Annotated in this window: 25 protein-coding genes and 1 pseudogene; 15 read left to right on the top strand and 11 right to left on the bottom strand. The window is 66.3% G+C overall.

Annotation, left to right across the window (positions count from 1 at the left end; translation table 11 throughout):
• Entirely contained in the window at positions 1-906 is a 906-nt protein-coding gene (locus CI41S_RS28585) for a LysR family transcriptional regulator (RefSeq protein ID WP_139862610.1), read from the bottom strand.
• A 95-nt stretch (positions 907-1001) separates the two neighbouring features.
• Here CI41S_RS28585 and CI41S_RS28580 point away from each other — a divergent pair, with 95 nt between their 5' ends.
• From CI41S_RS28580 to CI41S_RS28565, 4 genes are all read left to right on the top strand, one after another.
• The gene (locus CI41S_RS28580) at positions 1002-2426 is read left to right on the top strand and encodes an aldehyde dehydrogenase family protein (protein ID WP_139862609.1); all 1425 of its coding nucleotides are present in this window, start codon (positions 1002-1004) and stop codon (positions 2424-2426) included.
• Positions 2427-2620: 194 nt separating this feature from the next.
• Entirely contained in the window at positions 2621-3556 is a 936-nt protein-coding gene (locus tag CI41S_RS28575; protein WP_139862608.1) for a helix-turn-helix domain-containing protein, read from the top strand.
• A 114-nt stretch (positions 3557-3670) separates the two neighbouring features.
• Complete coding sequence (locus tag CI41S_RS28570; protein WP_139862607.1) at positions 3671-4915, top strand: acyl-CoA dehydrogenase family protein; 1245 nt, start codon at positions 3671-3673, stop codon at positions 4913-4915.
• A gap of 25 nt (positions 4916-4940) precedes the next feature.
• Positions 4941-5660, top strand: coding sequence for an SDR family NAD(P)-dependent oxidoreductase (locus CI41S_RS28565; RefSeq protein WP_139862606.1), 720 nt, complete (start codon positions 4941-4943; stop codon positions 5658-5660).
• Between the two features lie 200 nt (positions 5661-5860).
• On the opposite strand, the gene CI41S_RS28560 is transcribed toward CI41S_RS28565, so the two are convergent.
• The 3 genes from CI41S_RS28560 to CI41S_RS28550 all read right to left on the bottom strand — a co-directional run bounded on the left by CI41S_RS28560 (position 5861) and on the right by CI41S_RS28550 (position 7807).
• Positions 5861-6624 (bottom strand): IS5 family transposase gene (locus CI41S_RS28560; RefSeq protein WP_139860511.1). Its coding sequence is split into 2 segments (ribosomal slippage): positions 5861-6286 and positions 6289-6624, totalling 762 coding nucleotides; the frame shifts between segments, so codons are not numbered across the junction.
• 335 nt (positions 6625-6959) lie between these two features.
• A complete protein-coding gene (locus tag CI41S_RS28555) occupies positions 6960-7205 on the bottom strand; it encodes a hypothetical protein (protein ID WP_139862605.1) in 246 nt (81 codons plus the stop codon).
• 305 nt (positions 7206-7510) lie between these two features.
• Complete coding sequence (locus tag CI41S_RS28550) at positions 7511-7807, bottom strand: cupin domain-containing protein (RefSeq protein WP_139862604.1); 297 nt, start codon at positions 7805-7807, stop codon at positions 7511-7513.
• A gap of 223 nt (positions 7808-8030) precedes the next feature.
• Here CI41S_RS28550 and CI41S_RS28545 point away from each other — a divergent pair, with 223 nt between their 5' ends.
• On the top strand, positions 8031-8339 hold the full coding sequence (locus CI41S_RS28545; protein WP_139483764.1) for a hypothetical protein: 309 nt from the start codon (positions 8031-8033) through the stop codon (positions 8337-8339).
• A gap of 92 nt (positions 8340-8431) precedes the next feature.
• Positions 8432-9313 (top strand): AraC family transcriptional regulator, encoded by an 882-nt coding sequence (locus CI41S_RS28540; protein ID WP_139862603.1) that lies wholly within the window; start codon positions 8432-8434, stop codon positions 9311-9313.
• Between the two features lie 44 nt (positions 9314-9357).
• On the opposite strand, the gene CI41S_RS28535 is transcribed toward CI41S_RS28540, so the two are convergent.
• The 3 genes from CI41S_RS28535 to CI41S_RS28525 form a co-directional block, all read right to left on the bottom strand.
• The gene (locus tag CI41S_RS28535; protein WP_139862602.1) at positions 9358-9993 is read right to left on the bottom strand and encodes a 2-dehydro-3-deoxy-6-phosphogalactonate aldolase; all 636 of its coding nucleotides are present in this window, start codon (positions 9991-9993) and stop codon (positions 9358-9360) included.
• Between the two features lie 10 nt (positions 9994-10003).
• Positions 10004-10918, bottom strand: coding sequence for a 2-dehydro-3-deoxygalactonokinase (locus tag CI41S_RS28530; RefSeq protein WP_139862601.1), 915 nt, complete (start codon positions 10916-10918; stop codon positions 10004-10006).
• A 303-nt stretch (positions 10919-11221) separates the two neighbouring features.
• A complete protein-coding gene (locus CI41S_RS28525; RefSeq protein ID WP_139483768.1) occupies positions 11222-11437 on the bottom strand; it encodes a hypothetical protein in 216 nt (71 codons plus the stop codon).
• Between the two features lie 195 nt (positions 11438-11632).
• Between CI41S_RS28525 and CI41S_RS43730 the strand changes: the two genes are divergently transcribed.
• Positions 11633-11809, top strand: a complete 177-nt coding sequence (locus tag CI41S_RS43730; RefSeq protein ID WP_172626931.1) for a hypothetical protein — start codon at positions 11633-11635, stop codon at positions 11807-11809.
• A gap of 89 nt (positions 11810-11898) precedes the next feature.
• Positions 11899-12195 carry a hypothetical protein gene (locus CI41S_RS28520; protein ID WP_139862600.1) on the top strand — a complete coding sequence of 99 codons (297 nt, stop codon included), beginning with the start codon at positions 11899-11901 and terminating at the stop codon, positions 12193-12195.
• A 47-nt stretch (positions 12196-12242) separates the two neighbouring features.
• On the opposite strand, the gene CI41S_RS43725 is transcribed toward CI41S_RS28520, so the two are convergent.
• On the bottom strand, positions 12243-12452 hold the full coding sequence (locus CI41S_RS43725; RefSeq protein WP_229176827.1) for a hypothetical protein: 210 nt from the start codon (positions 12450-12452) through the stop codon (positions 12243-12245).
• 142 nt (positions 12453-12594) lie between these two features.
• Between CI41S_RS43725 and CI41S_RS28515 the strand changes: the two are divergent.
• Together CI41S_RS28515 and CI41S_RS28510 are read left to right on the top strand one after the other, a co-directional pair.
• Positions 12595-12780 (top strand): annotated as a pseudogene (locus CI41S_RS28515) (hypothetical protein); the annotation flags it as partial.
• Positions 12781-13042: 262 nt separating this feature from the next.
• On the top strand, positions 13043-13399 hold the full coding sequence (locus tag CI41S_RS28510) for a DUF6481 family protein (RefSeq protein ID WP_139483770.1): 357 nt from the start codon (positions 13043-13045) through the stop codon (positions 13397-13399).
• Positions 13400-13458: 59 nt separating this feature from the next.
• Here the strand turns inward: CI41S_RS28510 and CI41S_RS28505 are convergent, their stop codons facing one another.
• Complete coding sequence (locus CI41S_RS28505; protein WP_139483771.1) at positions 13459-13692, bottom strand: pentapeptide MXKDX repeat protein; 234 nt, start codon at positions 13690-13692, stop codon at positions 13459-13461.
• 308 nt (positions 13693-14000) lie between these two features.
• Between CI41S_RS28505 and CI41S_RS28500 the strand changes: the two genes are divergently transcribed.
• Genes CI41S_RS28500 through CI41S_RS28490 form a run of 3 tightly spaced genes read left to right on the top strand, consistent with a single transcriptional unit; the run spans position 14001 to position 16929 of the window.
• Positions 14001-15023, top strand: a complete 1023-nt coding sequence (locus CI41S_RS28500; protein WP_139862599.1) for a TRAP transporter substrate-binding protein — start codon at positions 14001-14003, stop codon at positions 15021-15023.
• Positions 15020-15574: a TRAP transporter small permease gene (locus tag CI41S_RS28495; protein ID WP_139862598.1), complete on the top strand. Its 555-nt coding sequence runs from the start codon at positions 15020-15022 to the stop codon at positions 15572-15574. The genes CI41S_RS28500 and CI41S_RS28495 overlap by 4 nt, the downstream gene beginning before the upstream one ends.
• A complete protein-coding gene (locus CI41S_RS28490; protein WP_139862597.1) occupies positions 15571-16929 on the top strand; it encodes a TRAP transporter large permease in 1359 nt (452 codons plus the stop codon). The genes CI41S_RS28495 and CI41S_RS28490 overlap by 4 nt, the downstream gene beginning before the upstream one ends.
• Positions 16930-16931: 2 nt before the next feature.
• Here CI41S_RS28490 and CI41S_RS43720 read toward each other — a convergent pair whose 3' ends face one another.
• Positions 16932-17069: a hypothetical protein gene (locus CI41S_RS43720; RefSeq protein ID WP_172626932.1), complete on the bottom strand. Its 138-nt coding sequence runs from the start codon at positions 17067-17069 to the stop codon at positions 16932-16934.
• 111 nt (positions 17070-17180) lie between these two features.
• Here CI41S_RS43720 and CI41S_RS43715 point away from each other — a divergent pair, with 111 nt between their 5' ends.
• On the top strand, positions 17181-17351 hold the full coding sequence (locus CI41S_RS43715; protein WP_172626933.1) for a hypothetical protein: 171 nt from the start codon (positions 17181-17183) through the stop codon (positions 17349-17351).
• On the opposite strand, the gene CI41S_RS28485 is transcribed toward CI41S_RS43715, so the two are convergent.
• A complete protein-coding gene (locus CI41S_RS28485) occupies positions 17342-18190 on the bottom strand; it encodes an SMP-30/gluconolactonase/LRE family protein (RefSeq protein ID WP_139862596.1) in 849 nt (282 codons plus the stop codon). The genes CI41S_RS43715 and CI41S_RS28485 overlap by 10 nt on opposite strands.
• A 283-nt stretch (positions 18191-18473) precedes the next feature.
• On the opposite strand from CI41S_RS28485, the gene CI41S_RS28480 reads away from it, so the two are divergent.
• Positions 18474-20693, top strand: coding sequence for a lytic transglycosylase domain-containing protein (locus CI41S_RS28480; protein ID WP_139862595.1), 2220 nt, complete (start codon positions 18474-18476; stop codon positions 20691-20693).
• Positions 20694-20780: the final 87 nt, after the last annotated feature.

The following is a 20780-nucleotide window of genomic DNA, read 5'->3' as shown; positions in this document are numbered from 1 at the left end:
CTAACCTTCGCCCTGGCGGCGCCGCTCGTGGATCAGGTCGATGAAGGCGCGCAAGCCTGCCGGCACGTGGCGGCCGCCGGGATAGTAGAGCGAGAGACCGGGGAAAGCCGGCGTCCATTCCGCCAATAGCTGAACCAGACGCCCGTCGCGCACGGCTTCAGCGACGTCCCATTCCGACATGTAGGCAAGCCCGTATCCGGCGAGCGCGGCCTCGCGGATCAAATTCGGCTCGTCGAGCGTGAGCCGGCCGGAGGGGTCGATGAGCAGCTGCTCGCCGTCCTTCTCGAACTCCCACCGGTAGACCGTACCGGCCGGCAGCCGCATCCGGATGCAATCATGTCCGGCGAGATCGGCCGGCGTGTGCGGGGCGGCCCGCGCCGCAAGATAGGCCGGCGCGCCGACGACGATGAGCCGCGCGCTTGGTCCGAGCGGCACCGAAATCATGTCGGCGGGCACCTGCTCGGCGAGGCGGAAGCCGGCGTCGAACCCCTCGCGCACGATGTCGATCAGCTTGCCCTCGGTGACGATGTCGACCGACATTTCCGGGTAGCGGTCGAGATATTCGAAGATGATCGGCTGCAGGATGCGCCGGGCCGCGCCCGCCGACGTGTTGAGCCGCAGCACGCCGGTCGGGGTCGCGCGGTGCTGGTTGACGGCATCGGACGCCTCGCGGATCGCGGTCAGCGCCGGCGCGACCTCGGCCACGAACTGCTCGCCGGCCGGCGTCGGTGCGACGCTGCGCGTGGTGCGGTTGAACAGCCGCACACCGAGCCGGGCTTCGAGGTCGGCGATGGCCTGGCTCAGGGCCGTGGTCGACAACCCGAGTTCGGCGGCAGCGGCACGAAAGCTGCGGCGCCGGGCGACCGCCACCGCAGCTTCGAGCTCGATCAGACGTCCTCGGCCCATTATCCCGTTTTTTAGGTCAATTCATCCGGAACAATGCCACTAATCGGGATCAATTGCCAAGTCTATCTCCGCGACAGCCAACACGGAGACATCCCATGCGCATCATCGAGCACAACTATATCGACGGCCGCTTCGTCGAGCCTCACGGCCGCGAGTTGTTCGACCTGCACAACCCGGCGACCGGCGCGGTGATCGGCCGGGTGCGCCTCGGTGACGCCGACGACGTCGATGCCGCGGTTGCGGCGGCGAAGCGCGCGCTGCCCGGCATGGCGCGCACCAGCAAGGCCGAGCGGCTGCAGATGCTCGACGCGCTGCACAGCGCGATGCGCGCGCATGTCGAAGAGCTGCGCGAGGCGGTACTCACAGAATATGGCGCCCCGGTCTCGCGGTCGAGCTGGATGGCCGACTATGCCGCCGACACGTTCGTTGCCGCCGCGCGCACCCTGGCCGACTATCCGCTGCAGCGCAAGATCGGCACCGCACGCGTCGTGATGACGCCGGTCGGCGTCGTCGGGTTGATCACACCGTGGAATTCCAACGCCGGCTTCATCTGCAACAAGCTCGCCTACGCCATCGCCGCGGGCTGCACCGCGGTGATCAAGCCGAGCGAGATGAGCGCGATGCAGACCGACGTGGTGTTGCGCGCGCTGCATGAGGCCGGCCTGCCCGCCGGCGTCTACAATGTGGTCAACGGCAGCGGCGCCGATGTCGGGGCCGCGATCACCGCCCACCCGGATGTTGCAAAAATCTCCTTCACCGGCTCGACCGCGGTCGGCAAGGCCATCGTGCAGGCCAGCGCCGCGAGCCTCAAGCGGGTGACGCTCGAGCTCGGCGGCAAGTCGCCGACCATCATCCTCGACGACGCCGACCTCGATGCGGTGATCCCGGGCGTGATCGAGGCCGGCTTCATGAATTCGGGCCAGGCCTGCATCGCCGGCACCCGCGTGCTGGTGTCCGAGCATCGCCGCGCCGACTTCGAGGCGCTTCTCAAGGCCGCGATCGAGACACGGGTGAAGGTCGGCGATCCCCGCGATCCCGCGACCACGGTCGGGCCGATGGTGAGCCAGACCCAATGGGAACGCGTGCAGCGCTACATCCGCCTCGGCCAGCAGGAAGGCGCGCACCTCTTGACCGGTGGCGAAGGCCGGCCCGACGGGCTATCAGGCTATTTCGTCCGCCCAACGGTATTCACCGATGTCAGCAACGACATGAAAGTCGCGCGCGAGGAAATCTTCGGGCCGGTGCTTGCGATCCTCGGCTATCGCGACGAGGACGAGGCCGTCGCCATCGCCAACGACACCAGCTACGGCCTGGCGGCCTACGTGTTCGGTGACCCTGCGCACGCCGAGCGGATCGCCGCGCGGATCGACAGCGGCCGCGTCGTGATCAACGGCGCCGCGCACGAGCCGCTGGCGCCATTCGGCGGCATGAAGCAGTCCGGGCTCGGCCGCGAGAACGGCCCGTTCGGGCTCGAGGCCTATCTCGAGCCGAAGACATTGCTCGGCGCGCGCGCGGCGTGATGCGAAGCGCTTCGTTGATGGCGAAGCGGCCGCGTCGCGCGATCGTGCGCGACGCTTTCGTGTGACACACATCGGTGACGGAGGCGTGATTCACCGCTGCGTGACTAGGCCATTGGTGAATTTGACCGCCCGTTTGACCGCCTATATCTTTCGCGCGCTGGGTCCTTCGCAGCCGCAACTCATTCGAGGTGCCCATGGAATGGTCGACCAGGCCGGCCCGTCCGGATCAACCCTTCGGCAGTTGGGCTGACGACCTCGCGGCTGCCTTCGTCCGATTGGAGCCGTGCCGGACCACCGAGGAGCCCTTTGCAGGGACGATCTGCAAGGTTGACGCGGCTCCGCTGCAGATCTCGCTGGTCTCCGCCAGCGGGCATACCGTGCAGCGGCTCGCCTCCCACATCGCGTCGAGCACGGATGATCTTTGCTTCGTCAACCTTCAGCTCGAAGGGCTGGGACAGACCACGCAGCGCGGCCACGAGCAGATCAGCGCGCCCGGCGATCTGGCGCTCGCCGACACGACGCAGCCGTTCGAGATCGCCCACCGCCACGACTTCAAGCTGTTCTGCTTTGCCGTGCCGCGGCGGCTCTTGCCGGACGCATTGCTTGACCGCCCGCGGCTCGGCCTGTCCGCGACCGCGACCGGCCGCGCGCTGTCCCGCACGCTGTCGAGCTACGCCGAGCTCTGCCTCAGCGGTCATCAGCTGGCAAACACCTCGGCGATGGCCGGCGCGCATGTCGCCGAGCTGATCGCACACGCCCCTCGCATCCTCGCCGAGGTGCCGGCCGAGCGCGTGCATACGCCGGTGCTGTTGTCGATGATGCTCGACCACATCGCGCGTCGCAGCAGCGATCCTGGGCTCGGCGCGGCAGCGCTGGCGGCAAAATTCCGCTGCTCCGAGCGCTACGTGCACCGCCTGTTTGCCGCCACCGGCCGCTCCGTGAGCGAGCACGTCAACGAGCGGCGGATTGCGCTGTGCACGCGCGCGCTGCTCGATCGCAACGCCGCGGACAAGACCATTGCCGAGATCGCCTTTGCCGCGGGCTTCCGCGACATCTCGCATTTCAACCGTCTGTTCAAGCGCGGCAACGGCCTCACCCCGCGCGAATTCCGCCGCGCCGCGGCGCACTGAGGCGCGACCGGGCCGGTTCACTCCGAGCCTAGAAATCTGGCGCTGCCGTCCAAGATTTTCCTGACCCACCGGGATAGCCATGTCGCAAACGACACGGCGGCCGGAGGGCTTGGCATGGCGATCGATTTCACGCTCACGGCAGCGCAGCGCGAGCTGCAGCTTGCGTCCCGCAAATTCGCCGCCGAGGTACTGACCGAGGCGAGGTCGGCCGAGCTGCTGGCGACGCCGGAGCAGCGCTTTTTCGCCACCAGACCGACCTATGAGGCGATGGTGGCGGCCGGTTATCTGCGCAAATGCATCCCGGCGCCGGCCGGCGGCGACAATGCCGGCATGATCGATATGGCGATCCTGGCCGAGGAATTTTACAGCGTGAACCCCAGCGTCACGCTGACGATGCTCGGCTCCGTGCTCGGACTGCTGCCGCTGCTGCTCGGCGGCACGCCGGAGCAATGCCAGCGGCTGCTGGCGCCGTTCCTGAAGACCAGCGGCGCCCCGCTCGCCGCCTTCTGCTCCAGCGAGCCCGGCGGCAGCGCCAACGCCGGCTCGCCGCCGCCCGGCGAGGGCGTCCGCACCACGGCGAGGCGCGAAGGCGACAATTGGGTGATCAACGGCCGCAAGAAATGGGTGTCCTCGGCCACGGGATGGAATCGCGCGGGCGCCGATGTACTGACCGTGGTGTGCCGAACCGATCCGGCGGCGGCGCCCGACGCCGCGATCTCGATCATTGCGGTGGAAGGGCCGGTGAGCGGTCTCGTGTTCGAGCGCGCGATCGACACCATCGGTCATCGCGCGCACCTCGTCCCGCAATTCGGCCTGCACAATGTCACGACCCCCTCGCACAATCTGCTCGGACAGCAGGGCTCCGGCCTGGCGTTGACCGCGGCGGCATTCACCGGCACCGCCGCGCTGGTCGGCATCCTCGGCGTCGCGCTGATGCGTGCGGCATTTGCGTTCGCGCTCGATTTTGCCCGCGCCGAGAAGCGCGGCGGCGTTCACCCCATCATCGAGCATCAGGCGGTCGGCTACGCGCTGGCCGATGCCAAGACCACCATCGAGGCGGCGCGCACCCTCAGCTGGCGGGCCTGCCACGCGCTCGATACCCAGTCGCCCGCGGCCGAGGAGCTCGCGGTGCAGGCGAAGATCTTCGGCTCCGAAGCCGCGGTGCGCGTCATCACCGACCTGATGCGCGTGGTCGGCATCGACAGCTACGATCACGAGGCGCCGTTCGGCCGCCTGCTCCAGGACGCGCTGGCGCTGCCGATCTTCGACGGCGGCAATATGGGCGTCCGGCGGCGGCAGCTGCACACGATGTTCAAGCGCGACGACTACAGCCCGCTCGTGGCCAGCGGCGCGGCGTAGGCGCGAGATTCTGGAGGGTGCAATCATGAGCACAGAGCAGAAAGTGGCCGTCGTCACCGGCGCGTCGCAGGGCATCGGCGCCGGCATCGTGCAGGCCTTCAGGGATCGCAACTGCCGGGTCGTGGCGACGTCGCGGTCGATCAGGCCGGCCGATGATGCGGACATCGTCACGGTGCAAGGTGACGTTGGCCTCCCTGAAACGGCGGAACGGGTGTTCAAGGCGGCGCTGGACCGTTTCGGCCGCGTTGACACGCTGGTCAACAACGCCGGCATGTTCATGGCAAAGCCCTTCACCGCCTACTCGCAGGAGGACTACGCCGCCTACATCTCGACCAACGTGACGGGCTTCTTCCACATGACCCAGCGAGCGCTGGAGCTGATGAGCAGGCAGGGCCACGGTCACGTCGTCACGATCACGACCAGTCTCGTCGACCAGCCGATGAGCAGCGTCCCGTCCGCGCTCGCCTCGCTCACCAAGGGTGGCTTGAACGCGGCGACCCGCGCGCTCGCCATCGAGCATGCGAAGCGCGGAATCCGCGTCAACGCGGTGTCGGCGGGCATCATCAAGACCCCGATGCACCCGGTGGAGGCGCATCAGGCACTGGCCGCCCTTCACCCGGTCGGCAGGATGGGCGACGTCTCCGACATCGTCGACGCCGTGCTCTACCTCGACGGCGCGGGATTCGTGACCGGCGAAATCCTCCGCGTCGACGGCGGACAGGCCGCCGGCCACCACATGCCGTAGTCGTTCGTATTTTCCGAATTTCCTCTTGACGCGGACCCCAAGTCAGATGTTCAATGCGCCCGTCTCACCCGATCGAGGGGCGCTGCGCATCGTCACAGACGCGGTGTGAGATGCGGTGGACGCTGCGCGTGTCAGTGACGACAGCACGCGAGGCGGACGGTGAAGTCGTGCAGGCCTGACGCCCTAGGTGGTGTGGACACTTACCGCAGCCAGAGAATGATGGCTGCGAGGGTGACGACCGCCCGATAATTTCGAGCGGTCTTTTCGAAGCGGGTTGCGACGCGGCGGAATTGCTTGAGCTTTGAGAAGCAGCATTCGACGAGGTGGCGCTGGGCATAGAGATACTTGTCGAGCGGATGCTTGAGCGCTCGTGACGGGTTGTTGGGGATGACGGCGAGCGCCCCTTTGGCTGCGATGGCTTGGCGCAAGTGATCGGCGTCATAGGCCGTGTCGCCCATGACCACCTCGGCAGGCAACCCCTCGATCAATTCGGCAGCTTGCGGTGCATCGCCCTTCTGACCCGCGGTGATCGTGAACCGTACGGGACATCCCAAGCCGCGAACGGCCATATGTATCTTGGTGCTCAGGCCGCCGCGCGAACGGCCAATTGCCTGATCTTCAGACCCCCTTTTTTGGCCCCGGCAGCATGCTGATGGGCTCGGACGATGGTGGAATCGACGATCAAATATTCGAAGTCGGGGTCATCGGACATCGCCTCGAAGATGCGGCACCAGACGCCTTTGGCGCTCCATCGACTGAAGCGCCGGAACACGCTGTTCCAGTCTCCGAACGCCTCCGGAAGATCACGCCAGGGAGCGCCCGTACGCACGATCCAAAGCACACCCTCCACGAACATCCGATTGTCGCGGCCGGTCGAGCCCTTCTGGTCAGGCCGGCCTATGATCAGCGGCGCCATCCGCTCCCACGCCGCGTCGCTCAACACCAGCCGATCCATCACACCCAAGACTGCCTCCCCAAAAGCAATCTTGAATCTGATTTGCCCCTAAAAGGGAATCCCTAGAGTCCACACCACCTAGGGCATGATCCGGAAACCTGCGAGGCGGCCCGTGTGATCACGGATTGTTCGAACTCGGGCGTCCGCGTTACAGACACAGCAATGCTGGGGATTTCAGGGCCCAGCGCGGAGGCAACGCCGCTCAGCCATCATACTCGGCTGCAGCGGCGTCGTGCTTTTGGGCGCCTGACAAGCGCCGGCGAAGCCATCGACGACCGACGATACCTCGCAATCCGTACCGTCAAAAAAGAGGGCCCCGATGCTGGGGCCCTTCCGGGTACGCCTCAACGGCGCGTACGGGTATTGCTGCCGGTCGTCTGATGACCTGGAGCATATTCGGATGCACCGGGCGCCGTTGATTTGGTCGCCTTATGCATCTTGTGACCCGGCGCATATTCGGACGCGCCAGGCGCGGTTGATTTCGTTGCGTTCTGCATCTGGTGCCCAGGCGTCTTGGTGGAAACACCCTGCGCGAACGCCGACGAGGCAAATACCAATGCCGTCGCCGCAATGAACGGTTTCAGATACATGCTGTCTACCTCCTGTGCGAGGATCAACAGCGCGTGCCCACCCCGGTTCCTAGCGTCACGACCAGGTCCTGCCTACAGTCGCATCGTTTGCACAATCTGCGCCCGCTAGCCGCGTTTTTGCCCCTCGGAATTGAGTGCGAGGAACGTGACAACGCCTAAAAGCCCGGCCCAGACCAAAAAATGTTCAGCAATCATGCCTGCCCCTAATGATTGCTGTTGCACAGGCACAAATCGGGCCAAGCGGGGACGGAATTCAGCCAGATTGGCTGCGCCGGGCTTAGCCAGAGCGCTTGTCGGAGCGGCGCCTAGCCGCCACCGACGCAGCAGGAGGCTTGATCGAGCCACTGCCGGGTCGATTCGTCGCTCCAGCCGGGGACCGCGAAGCGGGCCGGCGGCCTCAGCTCGGCGGGCGGACGGGCGGCCGCGGGCTGGCGGGCGCGGCCCTCGAGCAGGATGAAGGTCTCCGCATAGGGATGCCGGTGCAAGGCCGGCCCCGGCCCGGGCGGCATGTCGACGACGATCACCGACGTCTCGGCGCCGGTGGTGCGTCCCTCGATCTCGTTGGCGGCGCCGAGCGGCCAGGCCTTCAATGCATCGATCACGTCGCTCTCCCCGTGGCGGCGGCGATCAGGCCCGCCGCTTCGCTGCCTCAGTCTAGGACGTCCGCGGCGATCGAGAAATGGCCCGGCAACGAACCGGATGGTGCGTGGCCGGTCCCGCCCGCCCCCCGGCACAAGAATTTCGTCAGGAAGGACTGTGTAAAGAAACGGCGATGTAAGCCGTATGGCCGGCTTCGGCTGACGAGCCCCCGCCCGAGAGGACATCATGCGGAACCTGAACACCGTCCTGAGCAAGCTGAACGACCGCCTGCTGCGGCTGGAGGGGGAACTGTTCGTGCTGCGCTCGATCGCGCGGGCCTCGCTCACCGCCGGCGATGAGCAGGCGACCCGAACCCGCCAGCTGCTCGAAGGCGCCAAGCTTGCGCTGTCAGACGAAGCCGAGCGGCCGCTGGATGCCGCAACCGGAAAATATGTTGCGGCGGCCATCGCCATGGTCGACGAGCTGCTCGAGCATCCCCGCGAAGCGGCGCCGCTGTTTCGGGTGATCGATGGCGGCAAACGCGGAGACGACTGATCTCATCGCGCATGCGGGACCAAAACCGCAAGATCGGTCGAGCGCGTCATGCCTGCCTGCGCTTAGCTGGCGCCGCCACGGAGGACAGGACGATGAAGGCGGCGCTGCAGGACTACCATGCCCGGATGCAACGGGTGCTGGATCACATCGACCGGCACCTCGACGACGATCTGGACCTGGATGCGCTGAGCAGCATCGCGGCCTACTCGAAATATCATTTCCACCGGCAGTTCACGGCGACCTTCGGGCTGTCGGTGCATCGCTATATCCAGCTCGCCCGCATGAAGCGCGCTTCATACCGGCTGGCTTACCGGGATGCCCAAAGCGTCACGGATGTCGCGATGGATGCCGGTTACGACGCACCGGACGCCTTCGCCCGCGCCTTTCGGCAACGGTTCGGGCAATCGCCTTCGTCGTTCCAAAAATCTCCCGACTGGGAGCCGTGGCTTGCGGCCTTCGGGCCTCTCGACAACGCGAGGAGCAAGCTCATGCAGAAGACCTTTACTACTGACGACGTGACGATACGCGATGTGCCCCCGACAGCGGTGGCGATCATGGAGCATCGGGGCGACCCGGCGATGCTCGGCGCCACCATCCAGCGCTTCATCGCGTGGCGCAAGGCCGCCAGCCTGCACCCCAGGACAAACCCGACCTTCAATGTCTGGCGTTCCGAGCGGCGTCCGGCGTCGCCCGCCGACTACAGCGTGGGCCTCTGCGTCGGGACCGACCAGCCGATCGAAGCGAACGGCGAGCAGATCAAGGCCGGCGAGATCCCCGGCGGGCGCTGCGCCGTGCTGCGCGTCGTCGGCAACACCGACAATCTGGAGCCCGCCGCGCTCTACCTCTATCGCGACTGGCTTCCGGCCAGCGGCGAGGAAGCCCGCGACTTCCCGATCTATTGCCAGCGGCTGAGCTTCTTCCCGGAAGTGCCGGAGCATGAGGCGGTCGCCGACCTGTTCTTGCCGCTGAAATAGCGCCGCCGCCTCTCCCATCCGATTGCAGCAAACGGCAGGCCGCTCTAACCCGCGGCTTGCACCGCTTTGTCATACGCCTCGATCGTGACCTTGGCGCGGACAGCAATGTCCGCGGCCGTCATGCCCGGCTTGTAGAGACTGCTGCCGAGGCCGAAGGCGCGAATGCCGGCTTTCACATAGTCGGCAAAATTGGCGTCGGAGACGCCGCCGACCGCGGCGACCATCAAGTCCGGCGGCAGCACGGCGCGGATCGCGGTGATGCCGGCCGGCCCCAGCACGCTCGCCGGAAAGAATTTTAGGCCCGACGCGCCGGCGCGGGCCGCCAGCAGCGCTTCCGTCGGCGAGAACACGCCGGGCAGCGTGATCATGGCGTGGTCCCTGGCGCGGGAGAGCACCTCGACATCGACATTCGGCGACACCAGCAGCTTGCCGCCGGCATCATGGAGACGATCGACCTCGGCCGCCGACAGCACGGTGCCGGCGCCGATCAGCACATCGGCCGGCGCCCGCTTCACCGCGATCTCGATCGAACGGAACGGATCCGGCGAGTTGAGCGGAATCTCGATCGCGGTCATGCCGGCCTCGATCAGCGCGCTCACGATGCCGGCTGCCTCGTCCGGTTTGACGCCGCGCAGGATCGCGACCAGCGGACGCTGCATCGGCGGGAACGGAATGCTCATGCGTTGGTCCTCAGTGGTTCCAGATCGCCGCCGCGGCCCTCGACAGGCCGCGCCGGACGGCATCATCGGCATCGATGCAATGGAGCGGAATCGAAAGCGTCTCGAGCGCCAGCTGGTACAGCAACTGCAGCCGTCCCGACGCAATCAGCGTGATCGCGCTTCCCGGCACGTGGCCGGCCAGCCCCGCCGCCAGTTCGGCGCCGATCAGCGTGCCCGAGATCGTCTCGCGCGCCGCCGCCGCGCTGCCGCCGAGCAGAAGCTGCCGCGATCGCACCCGAAACAGCAGATTGGCCGCGCGCGCCGGCGCGGCAAACGCCGCCGCGACCGCCGATCCGAATGCGTCCCGATCGATCGCCTCCGCGGCACCGGCGACGGCGTGCGCCAAAATGGTGTCGCGCGCAATGGCGCTAAACAGTTCGCCGGTCATGAAGGTCGCGAAGCGCTCGACGGTCCCTGCCCGCACATGCACCCATTTGGAATGGGTTCCCGGCATGCACACGATCGGATCGTCACGCGCATCTCCGCCGAGCGCACCGAGCAGCTGGGTCTCCTCGCCGCGCATCACGTCGGGATCAGCGGCATCGCGCTGCGCGATGCCCGGCAGGATCTTGATGTCGCGCGCCTGCCCGCCGACCGCTACGGCGCCGTCGAGGATATCGGAGAGGCGCGCCGGCGTGTCGACATAACCGGCCTCGACCCAGCCCTGCCTTGCGCCGGCCATGCCGCAGACCACGACCGGGAGATCCGCCGCGACATCGAGCGCATCGAGATGCGATTGCAGCACCGCTGCAAAGCCGCGCTGCGCAGCCACCGTCATGCCCTCGTCGCTGCGGCGCTCGCCGAGCAAGCGGCCTTCAGCGTCCATCAGCCAGAGCCGAAAGCTGCTGGTACCCCAGTCGACCGCAACATAGGCAGCGTCGCTCATTCCGTTGGTCCCATGCTGCAAGGTTTTGGTGCTGCGCCGATACCGCCACCCGGATGCGATAAAGCCGTTGCCGGCATCGTGCAAGGCGCAGGTCGTCTACACTGTCATCGCCCGGCTTGACCGGGCGATCCAGTACGCCGAGACCTCTCGGCTCAATAACGACTGCCTCTGGAATACTGGATCACCCGCACGCGCGGGTGATGACACTAGAACAAGCAGTTTGAGGCGAGCGCATAGCAAAACCGCCCGAGCAACACCGTCGGGCCGGGCCTCTCGTCGCGTCCGGGATTTTGCGGGATCGGACTACCGCGCACCCTTCAGCGTACAGGAGGTCGTGCAGGTGGTGACGTTGCCGCGGTCACACTTGATGCAGGCGTTGACGCACTGCTCCATGACCTTCGGATTATACCGGCTGTATAAATTGGCCGTGCAGCTGTTGGTCGAGCCCGTCACCTCCGGTTCGGACCAGCACCCGGTCAGGCAAAATGCTGCGGCACTCCAAATGGCGACCTTGCGCATAAGGCCTCCTGCCACGCTCAAACAAGGTAACCTTGATCGGTTAGGTTAAATTCCGGTTTCAATTGCGACCTCATCCGGAAGCAGTATTGCTTATCCACCGGACATTTCCCCAAGGTCCGGGCCCACACCGGCAAAGCCGTCAGGCGATTCTGCTTGGCGGCTTTGTTGGCGAAATGAAGCGAGGATAGCAGTACCATGGCCCGGAAGCCGCGCTGGTCGTTCAAGGAGGACCGTCGATTGATGGAGCTGGCGCGCGCCTCGAAGTCGCTGGAAGAGGTCGTCCGGGCCACCGGACGCTCGCCCGAGCGAATCAAGAAGATGGCGATGCGGCTCGGTCTGTCGATCAAGTCGCGCGGAGCCGGCAAGAAGTGATTTCGGCAACGTCCGCCCCGGCGGCCCGAGTTCCCACCCGCTAAAGTTCCGAAGCGCAATCCGGCTGTTTCGCCCGGACCGGGATCGCGATGGCCGCGGCCGCGGCCCCCGTGGTGCGGGTGCAGGTGGTCAGCACGAAGGCCACCCGGCTGCACTGCCACTCCGGCCCGAGCGCGGCGCTGGAGATCGGCTCGGGCGACGCCATCGCGAAGGATAGCAACGCCACCAAAACGGCACCCGCCGCCACTGCGGCCGCCAGCGCCACGCCCTTTCTGGACCACATGGTCATCATGGACTTGGTTCCCGTCGATCTCTCGGAAGATAGGAACAGCCCGCCTGGCCCTATGTGGCTGAAATCACAGTTCTGGCCAAATATTTCGGACTAACCTTTGGGCTTTGATGTGGGACCCATACTGCACTGCCGCAAGAAGCGTCAGCGCGCCGGCTCGATCACATTACAGTTGGTCCGGCCCGACATCAGGCAGTCCTGCATCTTGCTCGCTGCGGTCAGTTCGCGGGCGAGCCAGAGGCCGACGGCGAGCATGACCACCGCCACCAGCAGTCCGATCAACGCGCCGCGGCGGCTGCCGCCGTTTTCGGATTCGCCCATGCTCGCTACGATGTCCATCATGCTAGGCGACATCATGACCGCTTTGCACGCTGGCGTGCGATCAATTCTGCAACAGTCGCGCAACAAATCGCGCCGGCCGGTCACCAGCCGTTGCACGCCACGGCAGCTTGCGAAAAACTGGCCAAGCAGCGGAGCGCGGATGCGGGGCGTGCCAATGGGCGAACCAGAAACGAGCTACGACCATCATCGTTACCGGCGGTTGCTCGCGGAGGCCACGGACGAGACCAGCCGGCTCCGGCTGATCGACCTCTTGATCAGGGAGAAGGCCCGCGACCGGCTGGAAGCGCAGCGCGCCTCGGACCGCCGCGCGATGACCGCCGAGACGGTTGCCAAGGTCCTGGGCACCAGCGCGCCGAGCAGCAAAGCCTTCAGCATCAAGGTCCTGAGCAGCGGACGGCGCGAGCTCATTCAGCGCAGCTAGACGGCGAGGCGACACGCGGTGACCATTCGCTCACCGTGCGGGCATTTGCTGTGCACTCATATCTCCCCTGCTTCGCAGCGCTCGCTCGACACTGGTAATTTTCCCGCCGTTCACTTATTGAAACGCCGAACTGAATCCCCATCCCATCAACATCCGAACAGAAAGCAGCAAGGCTTCCTCTATGAGTGGCTTCAAGGAACCGGGTTTTGCCGACCGCGCGAAGGCGGCCCAGCAGGCGCGGCAAAACCTTCTCAACAAGTTTCGCACCCAGCCGGGACCTGACGATCCGGCCGTGAAGGCGCGTGCCGAAGAGCGCGCGGCGATCGCCGAACGCCGCACCAAGGCCAAGGAAGCGCGTGAAGCCGAGAAGGCCGAGCAGAAGCGCCGCGAGGAAGAAGCCGCCGCGGCTGAGGCCGCCCGGATCGCACGCGAGAAGGAAGAGCAAGAGGCCCGCGAGGCTGCCCTGCTCGCCGAGCAGAAGGCCAAGCGCGACGCCCGTTACGCCGCGCGCAAGGAGCGCGGCAAGAAGAAGCGCTGAGCCATGCGGCAGACCCGCCGTGACGACGGGCCTGCGGACGACATCGAAAGCCGACGGCGTCAGTTCTTCTTCATGCCGTCGTCTTTCTTCATCATCGCGCCGCCGTCCTTCTTCATGGCGTCGTCCTTCTTCATCATGCCGTCGTCCTTCTTCATGTGATCCTTGGACATCGACGTGTCCTTCTTCATCGCGTCGTCCTTGCCCATCTTGTCCTGGGCGAACGCGGCGGGCGCGAGCGCGAGGCTGAGCGAGAGGAGCGCGGCGGAGAGGCCGATAGAGGTCTTGCTGGTCATGATGGTGGTCCTTGTGTGGTCGATTGCGAGAGCGACGACTGCCGCTCTTTGCTCGACGCACCGGCCGCATCCGTTGTTACCTCCAATGACAAATTCTTGAGCCCAGGCGGTGCCGATGCCGGTGTTTGGAACATTGGACGGAGGTTTCGCGCCAGGTGTGCGGCGCAGCATCGCCGGGGCTTGCCGCAGCCTGCCCACCCGCCCTATCAGGGCGCCTCGAACTATCAGACTAGAGAAGATTCAGGCCAAGACCGGCTAAACTCAAATCCAGCATCAGCCATCCAAGAAAACTCTGCAGGGGAGAAACCATGCTCACACGCCGCCACGTCCTCGCTTCTGCCCTCGCCGCCCCCGCCATCCTGCGGATGGGGACGGGCACCGCGCATGCCGCAACCACGCTGAAGATCTCGCACCAATTCCCCGGCGGCACCATCGACAAGGGCGACTTCCGCGACCGGCTGTGCCGGATGTTCGCGGCCGAGGTCGCCAAGCGTTCCGGCGGCGAGCTTGCCGCCGAGGTCTATCCGAACTCCTCGCTGATCAAGACCAACGCGCAGTTCTCGGCGATGCGCAAGGGCGCACTCGACCTCAGCCTCTATCCGATGCCCTATGCCGGCGGTGAGCTGCCGGAGACCAATATCGGCCTGATGCCGGGTCTCGTCACCACCTACGACCAGGGCCTGCGCTGGAAGAAGGAGCCGGTCGGCAAGGCGCTGTCCGACTTCCTCGCCGACAAGGGCATCCTCCTGATTTCCTGGGTCTGGCAGGCCGGCGGCGTCGCCAGCCGCTCCAAGCCGATCGTGGCGCCTGAGGACGCCAAGGGCCTCAAGGTGCGCGGCGGCTCGCGCGAGATGGACATGGTGCTGCAGACCGCCGGCGCCGCGGTGCTGTCGGTGCCGTCCAACGAGCTCTACGCCGCGATGCAGACCGGCGCCTGCGATGCGGGCATCACCTCCTCCACCAGCCTGATCTCGTTCCGCCTCGAGGAGGTCGCGAAATCGCTGACCTCGGGCGCCGGCGCCTCCTATTGGTTCATGCTGGAGCCGCTGATGATGTCGAAGGCGATCTTCGACAAGCTGCCGAAGAACCAGCAGGACGTCATCGTGGCCGTCGGCGCCGAGCTCGAAGCGTTCGGCCGCAAGGGCGCGCAGGACGACGACGTCGAGGTCGCCAAGGTCTACGAGAAGGCCGGCGCCAAGGTCAGCGTGCTCGATGCCGCCACCGTCGGCAAGTGGCGCGACATTGCGCGCGATACCGCCTGGAAGGACTACAGTGCTAAGACGGCGACCGCAGCCAATCTGCTGAAGCTCGCAACCGACGTCGCCGCATGATGCATGGTCCGGTCACGGATCAAGATGACAGCACCAGCACTGCCATGGGCAACACGCCCCTGGCGGTGCTGCAGCGCGCGCTTGGCCTCTGCAACAACGTCATCGTGGTGTTCGCCTCGATCGCCCTGATCGCGGCCTGCATCATCCTGAGCTACAGCGTGCTCGGTCGCGCCCTGTTTCACAGCCCGAACTACTGGCAGGACGAGGCGGCGGTGTTCCTGCTGGTCGGCGCCACCTTCATGACCGCGGCCTATGTCCAGAGCCAGCGCGGTCATGTCAGCATCGAGGCGTTTGTCGGCCTGCTCTCGGAGCGGGCGAACCGCATCCGGCTGTGGCTGGTCGACGTCGCGAGTTTTGCGTTCTGCGCGTTCTTCGCCTGGAAATCCTGGACGCTGGCGCATGAGGCCTATGTCGACGGCCAGGTCTCCAACTCGATGTGGTCGCCGCCGCTCGCAATTCCCTACGTGCTGATGGCGCTGGGCATGAGCCTGCTCTGCATCCAGCTCCTGCTTCAGATCATCCTTCCGCTGACCGGTGGCACGCGCCGATGACCGTATTTGGTATTGGCCTCTCCTACGGGCTCGCCACCCTGTTTGCGATGTTCTCGGGCATGCCGATCGCCTTTGCGCTCGGCGCCGTCGCGGTCGTCTTCATGGCGATCTACATGCCGGCGGCCTCGCTCGATACCGTGACGCAGAACGTCTACGAGGAAATGGCCTCGATCACGCTGCTGTCGATCCCGCTGTTCATCCTGAAGGGCGCGGCGATCGGCAAATCCCGCGCCGGCCAGGATCTCTATTCGGCGCTGCATGCCTGGCTGCATCGGGTGCCCGGCGGGCTCGGCGTCGCCAACGTATTCGCCTGCGCGCTGTTTGCGGCGATGGCCGGCTCCTCGCCGGCGACCTGCTCGGCGATCGGCTCGGCTGGCATCCCCGAGATGCGCAAGCGCGGCTATTCCGGCGGCTTCGCGGCCGGCATTATCGCCGCCGGCGGCACCCTCGGCATCCTGCTGCCGCCCTCGATCACGATGATCCTGTTCGCGGTCGCCGCCGAGAAATCGCTGGGGCGGCTGTTCCTCGCCGGCATAGGCCCCGGCCTGCTGCTGGTGACGCTGTTCGGCCTCTACGCGGTGTTCCGCTTCCGCAAGGAGTACGCCACGGCCAAGGCCGCCTACGAGGCGACCGGCAAGGACGCCCCGATCCTGCAGCGCGACGAGTTCACCATGGCCGAGCGCTTCAGCGCGCTGCCGCGCGTGGTTCCGTTCGTGCTGCTGCTCACCGGCGTGATGATTGCGCTCTATGGCGGCTACGCCACGCCGTCGGAGACCGCGGGCCTCGGCGGCCTGCTGGCGCTGGGGCTGATCGCGGTGATCTACAGCGTGTGGACGCCGAACGACCTGTCGCCGATCCTGAAATCGACCATCCGGGAGTCGACCATGCTGATGATGATCATCGGCATGTCGCTGCTCTATTCCTACGTGATGAGCTACCTGCACATCTCGCAGTCGGCGGCGGAGGCAATCGTCGCGATGCACCTGCCGCGCTGGGAGCTGCTGTTTGCGATCCTGGTGATGGTGATCGTGCTCGGCTTCTTCCTGCCGCCGGTCTCGATCATCCTGATGACCGCGCCGATCATCCTGCCGCCGTTGCGGGCAGCCAATTTCGACATCATCTGGTTCGGAGTGGTCATGACCATCGTGATGGAGATGGGCCTGATCCACCCGCCGGTGGGCCTGAACATCTTCGTCATCCGCAACGTCGCGCCCGACATCCCCCTTAGCGAGGTGATCTGGGGCACGCTGCCGTTCGTGTTGCTGATGATGCTGGCGGTGCTGCTGCTCTGCGTCTTCCCGGAGATTTCCACCGGACTGCCGAACCTGGTGATGGGGCCGGACGGCGGCAGATAACTTCAGGCCGCCTCCCGCTCCCGTTCCGCGAGCGCCTTCTCGATCCGGCGAACGATCGCCGCGCTCGGGAGTCCCTCGCGCTGCAGTCGCCGCAGCTCATGCCACAGCCGGATGATCTCGCGGTCTTTTTGAACGTCCATGGCGAATCTCCCAGACTGCGCCAATGTGAACGAAACGGGAACTGACTGCAAGCCGCAAGTTGAGCGCTGCGCCTTTTGGAACCGCGACCCGCACCTTGCGATTGCCTTGTGATGAAATTGGCCAAGGCAATTCGGAAGCAGGCGCAGACCGCCGAGCGGGTCGCAGCAGCGACCGCCGACGCGATGGTTGCAAACCAGATGCGCACGCTCGCCCAAGCTTTCAGGCGCCAGGCCGAAGTCATTCAAAACAAAAAGAAAAAGAAGAAACCCCCTCAGGGGTAGCCGTCGCCGGGCACATCGACCTCGACCACATCGATCCGCGACACCGACTTGCCCTTCCGCAACTCCTCATACGAGGTCGCCGCGCTGAGGCAGAACAGCGTGCTGCGGTCGGCGCCGCCGAGCGCACAGGCCAGCGCGCGGCGGCCGGGCACCGCGATCCGCTGCCGCTCCACGCCATCGCGGCCGATCCGCACGAAGGCGCCTTCAGTGAACGACGCGACCCAGACCGCGCCGTCGCGATCGAGGCAGATGCCATCGGGGTCGCTCATGCCGCCGAGCCGTCCGCGCAGGTGCAGACCGCCGTCCGGCGCCATCTCGTAGTCAGCCAGGCACGCGCCATCCATCTCGGCGACGACCAGCCGGCGGTGATCCGAGGAGACGGCGATGCCGTTAGGGAAGCGCAGGCTGTCGGCGACGACACGGGCGCTGCCGTCAGGCAGGACGAGGATGATCCGTCCGACGGCACCGCGGCCCTCCGGCGGCGGCAGGTCGAAGCCGAGATCGCCGACATAGGCGCGGCCCTGCCCGTCGATGATCATGTCGTCGATCGTGCCGGTCGCGATGCGCGAGAGGTCGGCGTAGAGCGAGAGCTTGCCGTCGGCGAAGAGCAGCAGCCGCTTCTTGAACATCGTCAGCACCACGATGTCGCCGTCAGGCAGCACGCCGAGACCGCACGGCGTGTCGTCGGTCACCGGGGCATGCTGCTGCAATTCGCCTGATAGACTGATGCTGAGCAGCGTCCGCGCCATGCAGTCGACGAACCACAGCCGCCCACGATGCCAGCGCGGGGCTTCGAAGTAGCGGCCGCCGTCGAGCACGGTCTTCAGGTCAGCCGTCATGACGTGATCGCATCCGCGGAGCCTCCGATTCTCTCGGCAACGAGAATAATGCGCCAGGACGACCGGTAAATGCGCCCGGCGCCGACCGGAGCGCGATGATGGCGGCCCGGAACTTGGGGGTTCCGCCGAGTTCCACACGCCATGTGCCTTATTTTGCCGCCTTTTCCCTGTTGAGTTGCACCAAGCGTTAATTCTGAGAATCGAGGGTAGTGGTATTCTGCGGCGGTTGTGCCGCGTGTGACGCTCCGTTTGTGCCTGATGGTTTCGCAGGGGGGACCAGGGAATGAACCGTTGCCTACGTCCGTTGGCGTGCTTCGCCACCGCCGCTTCGCTTGCGCTGCTTCCAGTCAAGGCGCCCGCCAAGCCGCACCACCAACCACAAGCCAAGAGCTCGCACGCGGCGGACAAGAAGGCGCATGGCGCCAAGACGCGTGAGGCGACGTCCGGCAAGCGCCGGCATGCCAAGCGCGGCGCCGAGAAACGCAAATCTGCAAAGGCCAAATCCGCCGCGTCCAAATCCGCCGAAGCGAAGCCCGCGGCGGAGAAGCCGGCGGCCCCGCAACTGTCCGGCGATCTCGCTTTGATCAAGGATGCGATCGTCGCCGCGCGCCGGGGCAAGACCGGCGAAGCAACCGAAATTCAAGGCACGATCACCGATCCTGTCGGCCAAAAGCTCGTCGAGTGGTACCTGCTGCGCCATTCCGAGTCGAACGCGCCGTTCAGCCGCTACGCGGCCTTCGTTGCCGCCAATCCGGGCTGGCCGAGCGTGACGCTGCTGCGCCGCCGCGCCGAAGCGCGGATGTGGCAGGAGCGCAGCAATGCCGCCACGGTGCACGGCTTCACGCTCGATCAGCCGCTGAGCGCCAAGGGCAAGTTCGCCCTCGCCCGCGTGCTGCTTGGCGAGGGCGACCGCGACGGCGCCACGCGGCTGGTGCGCGAGGCATGGCGGTCGGAGGATCTGTCCGATCGGACCGAGAGCGATGCCTATGACGCGTTCAAGGATCTCCTGACCCGCGACGACCATCGCGCGCGCATGGACAAGCGGATCGGCGCCAAGGACCTTGCCGGGGCACGGCGTGCCGCGCAGCGGCTCGGCGACGACGAGCTCGCGATCGTGAAGGCCTGCGGCGCCGCCCGCGGCAAATCGAGCAAGGCCGAGGACATGCTCAACGATGTGCCGGAGGATGCCCGGCGCGATCTCGGCTACACGCTGTGCCGCATGCAGTGGCTGCTGGCGCAGAACCGCATCGACGACGCGGCGCGCGTCGGGATCGCGGCAGCGCCGGAGACAATGGCGCAGCAGGACACCGACCAATGGTGGCGTGAGCGGCGCCTGCTGGCCCGCAAGCTGCTCGACCAGGGCAAGTTCCAGACCGCCTACGACGTGATCCGTCCCGCGGCGTTGCCGGACAACCCGTACTATCGCTCCGACCTGCACTTCATGTGCGGCTGGATCGCGCTGCGTTATCTCGACGACGCCAAGACCGCCGCGGCGCATTTCGCGCGGATCGACGAAGGCCAGACCAACCCGACCGTGCTGGCGCGCGCCGCCTATTGGCGCGGCCGCGTCGCCGAGGCGCTCGGCAACCGGGCGGTGATGCGCGCCGATTACGAAGCGGCCACGCGCTACCCGACGGCCTATTACGGCCAGCTCGCGCTGGCGAAGCTCGGGCGTGACGGCCTCGACCTGCGCGCCCCCTCGCCCGCCGCAAGCACCGAGAGCGCGGCGGCCGACGAGCGGGTGCGCGCCGCCGACATGCTGTATGCGATCGGCGAGCCCGACGTCGTGCTCTATTTCGTCGCCGACCTTGCCGAGGAAAGCACCGATGTCGGGATGCTCGAAGCGCTGGGCGAGCTCACCGGCCGCCGCAACGACGCCAAAGCCATGCTGCAGATTGGCAAGATCGCGCTCGGCCGCGGCTTTGCGCTCGACTACTATGCCTTCCCGACCATCGGCATTCCAAAACACACGCCGGTCGCGCCCGATATCGGGCGCAGCATGACCTATTCGGTGGCGCGCACCGAGAGTGCCTTCGACCAGCGCGACAAGTCGGCCGCAAACGCCGTCGGGCTGATGCAGGTGACGCCGGAAGCCGGCCGCGACACCGCAAAGCGCTTCAAGGTCAGCTACGACTGGAGCAGGATGGTCTCCGATCCCGTCTACAACACCCAGATGGGCGCGGCCGAGCTGAGCGCGCTGCTGTCGGAGTATCGCGGCAACCACATCATGACCTTCGCCGGCTACAACGCCGGCCGCGGCCGGGTCCGCGACTGGGTCAAGGCCTATGGTGACCCGCGCGATCCCAATGTCGATCCGGTCGACTGGGTGGAGCGGATTCCGCTCTCGGAGACCCGCAACTACGTGCAGCGCGTGATCGAGAATCTCGCCGTCTATCAGGCGCGCTTCGACGACGCCGGCGCGGCGATGGCCAAGGCCGGCGGGCCCGCCGCGACACAGGAGACCAACGCGGCGCCGGCGGGTGCAACGGTCCCGTCCCAGTAGTCACCGTCGTCCTGGCGAAAGCCAGGACCCATTACCACAAATGCGATGGCTGGAGCTTGATGGGGCCCCAGCCTTCGCAAAATCAAC

The sequence above is a fragment of the Bradyrhizobium ivorense genome (assembly GCF_900696085.1).
GTDB lineage: Bacteria > Pseudomonadota > Alphaproteobacteria > Rhizobiales > Xanthobacteraceae > Bradyrhizobium > Bradyrhizobium ivorense.
The sequence above is the reverse complement of the archived record's forward strand: the minus strand, read 5'-3'. Positions and strand labels throughout refer to the sequence as shown.

Excerpts from the sequence above, each read along its gene's own strand:
- CI41S_RS28545 (WP_139483764.1), top strand. The coding sequence starts at position 8,031 with ATGCGGAACCTGAACACCGTCCTGAGCAAGCTGAACGACCGCCTGCTG.
- CI41S_RS28535 (WP_139862602.1), bottom strand. The coding sequence starts at position 9,993 with ATGAGCATTCCGTTCCCGCCGATGCAGCGTCCGCTGGTCGCGATCCTG.
- CI41S_RS28580 (WP_139862609.1), top strand. The coding sequence starts at position 1,002 with ATGCGCATCATCGAGCACAACTATATCGACGGCCGCTTCGTCGAGCCT.
- CI41S_RS28485 (WP_139862596.1), bottom strand. The coding sequence starts at position 18,190 with ATGACGGCTGACCTGAAGACCGTGCTCGACGGCGGCCGCTACTTCGAA.
- CI41S_RS43730 (WP_172626931.1), top strand. The coding sequence starts at position 11,633 with ATGGCCCGGAAGCCGCGCTGGTCGTTCAAGGAGGACCGTCGATTGATG.
- CI41S_RS43720 (WP_172626932.1), bottom strand. The coding sequence starts at position 17,069 with ATGGACGTTCAAAAAGACCGCGAGATCATCCGGCTGTGGCATGAGCTG.
- CI41S_RS43715 (WP_172626933.1), top strand. The coding sequence starts at position 17,181 with ATGAAATTGGCCAAGGCAATTCGGAAGCAGGCGCAGACCGCCGAGCGG.
- CI41S_RS28530 (WP_139862601.1), bottom strand. The coding sequence starts at position 10,918 with ATGAGCGACGCTGCCTATGTTGCGGTCGACTGGGGTACCAGCAGCTTT.
- CI41S_RS28490 (WP_139862597.1), top strand. The coding sequence starts at position 15,571 with ATGACCGTATTTGGTATTGGCCTCTCCTACGGGCTCGCCACCCTGTTT.
- CI41S_RS28505 (WP_139483771.1), bottom strand. The coding sequence starts at position 13,692 with ATGACCAGCAAGACCTCTATCGGCCTCTCCGCCGCGCTCCTCTCGCTC.
- CI41S_RS28500 (WP_139862599.1), top strand. The coding sequence starts at position 14,001 with ATGCTCACACGCCGCCACGTCCTCGCTTCTGCCCTCGCCGCCCCCGCC.
- CI41S_RS28495 (WP_139862598.1), top strand. The coding sequence starts at position 15,020 with ATGATGCATGGTCCGGTCACGGATCAAGATGACAGCACCAGCACTGCC.
- CI41S_RS28565 (WP_139862606.1), top strand. The coding sequence starts at position 4,941 with ATGAGCACAGAGCAGAAAGTGGCCGTCGTCACCGGCGCGTCGCAGGGC.
- CI41S_RS28480 (WP_139862595.1), top strand. The coding sequence starts at position 18,474 with ATGAACCGTTGCCTACGTCCGTTGGCGTGCTTCGCCACCGCCGCTTCG.
- CI41S_RS28525 (WP_139483768.1), bottom strand. The coding sequence starts at position 11,437 with ATGCGCAAGGTCGCCATTTGGAGTGCCGCAGCATTTTGCCTGACCGGG.
- CI41S_RS43725 (WP_229176827.1), bottom strand. The coding sequence starts at position 12,452 with ATGTCGCCTAGCATGATGGACATCGTAGCGAGCATGGGCGAATCCGAA.
- CI41S_RS28585 (WP_139862610.1), bottom strand. The coding sequence starts at position 906 with ATGGGCCGAGGACGTCTGATCGAGCTCGAAGCTGCGGTGGCGGTCGCC.
- CI41S_RS28510 (WP_139483770.1), top strand. The coding sequence starts at position 13,043 with ATGAGTGGCTTCAAGGAACCGGGTTTTGCCGACCGCGCGAAGGCGGCC.
- CI41S_RS28570 (WP_139862607.1), top strand. The coding sequence starts at position 3,671 with ATGGCGATCGATTTCACGCTCACGGCAGCGCAGCGCGAGCTGCAGCTT.
- CI41S_RS28575 (WP_139862608.1), top strand. The coding sequence starts at position 2,621 with ATGGAATGGTCGACCAGGCCGGCCCGTCCGGATCAACCCTTCGGCAGT.
- CI41S_RS28520 (WP_139862600.1), top strand. The coding sequence starts at position 11,899 with ATGGCCGCGGCCGCGGCCCCCGTGGTGCGGGTGCAGGTGGTCAGCACG.
- CI41S_RS28555 (WP_139862605.1), bottom strand. The coding sequence starts at position 7,205 with ATGTATCTGAAACCGTTCATTGCGGCGACGGCATTGGTATTTGCCTCG.
- CI41S_RS28540 (WP_139862603.1), top strand. The coding sequence starts at position 8,432 with ATGAAGGCGGCGCTGCAGGACTACCATGCCCGGATGCAACGGGTGCTG.